A 1,391-nucleotide genomic window follows, 5' to 3' on the forward strand; every position below is an offset into this window, starting at 1 on the left:
CGCCCACGTCAGGTACGGGAAGAGCCACATCTTCACGATGAGCTTCTCCGGCGCCTCGCGCAGGATGATGCCGCGCATGCGCAGCTGGGTGAAGCAGATGACCAGCCACACGAACAGCGCCACCGCGCCCGAGGAGTTCAGCAGGAACGCGAACACCGTGTCGGGCCACTTGTAGTTGAAGAAGACCGCCACGAAGCCGAAGGCGACCGACGACAGGATCGCCGCCGTGGGTACGCCCTGCTTGTTCGTGACCGCGAACGACTTCGGCGCGTCGCCACGCTGTCCGAGCGAGAACGCCATGCGCGAGGCGGTGTAGAGCCCGGAGTTCAGGCAGGACAGCACAGCCGTCAGCACGATGACGTTCATGATCTGACCGGCGTGCGGAATCCCGATCGAGTTGAGAGCCGCGACGTACGACCCGTCCTCGACAATCGACTTGTCGTTCCACGGCAGCAGCGTCAGCACGACGAAGATCGAACCGAGGTAGAAGACGCCGATGCGCCAGATCACGCTGTTCGTGGCCTTGGTCACGGCGCGCTGCGGGTCCGAGGACTCGCCGGCGGCGAGCGTGACGATCTCGCTGCCCATGAACGAGAAGACGACCATCAGCACACCGGTCAGGATCGCGCCGGGCCCGTGCGGGAAGAACCCGCCGCTGTCGGTCAGGTGCGCGAACCCGGTGCCCGGGTTGTCGGACCCCGGCAGTACGCCGAAGACGGCCAGCAGACCGATGACGACGAAGCCGCCGATCGCCACGACCTTGATCCCCGCGAACCAGAACTCGAACTCGCCGTACGACGACACGGACACCAGGTTCGTGGCGGTCAGCACGACCATCACGATCAGGGCCCAGCCCCACTGCGGCACCGCCGGTATCCAGCCTTCGAGGATCTTCGCGCCCGCGGTCGCCTCGACCGCCAGCACGACCACCCAGAAGAACCAGTACAGCCAGCCGATGGAGAAACCGGCCCAGCGCCCGAGCGCGCGGTCCGCGTACGCGGAGAAGGAGCCGGACGTCGGGTTCGCCGCGGCCATCTCACCGAGCATCCGCATGACGAAGACGACCAGGGCGCCGACGAGGGTGTACGACAGAAGAATCGCCGGGCCGGCGGCGGCGATACCGCCGCTCGATCCCACGAAGAGACCGGCGCCGATGACACCACCAATGGCGATCATGGACAGATGGCGGTTCTTGAGACCGGCCTGAAGACCGTCGGAGGACTGCGGATTCCCTGGTTCCACGGGGTTTCCGCCTGCCTTCGCAAGGGTCGGCTGCGCGTTCATGCACAATCCTTAGCTTCTCGGGTTACGAGCCCACGCATTCAAACCGGAAGTGACGCGGGACGGAAGACCCGATTCCGGATCGGTGTACGAAATCCTCAGCAGCACCC

The 1,391-nt window shown here is 65.6% G+C and carries 1 protein-coding gene; it reads right to left on the reverse strand.

From position 1 onward, the window contains the following. The coding region (locus E2E34_RS34290) for an amino acid permease (RefSeq protein WP_138905714.1) at positions 1-1,284 on the reverse strand (1,284 nt) is incomplete at its 3' end. Between the last annotated feature and the right edge of the window lie 107 nt (positions 1,285-1,391).

It is taken from the genome of Streptomyces albidochromogenes, from assembly GCF_005981925.1.
Classification (GTDB): domain Bacteria; phylum Actinomycetota; class Actinomycetes; order Streptomycetales; family Streptomycetaceae; genus Streptomyces; species Streptomyces albidochromogenes.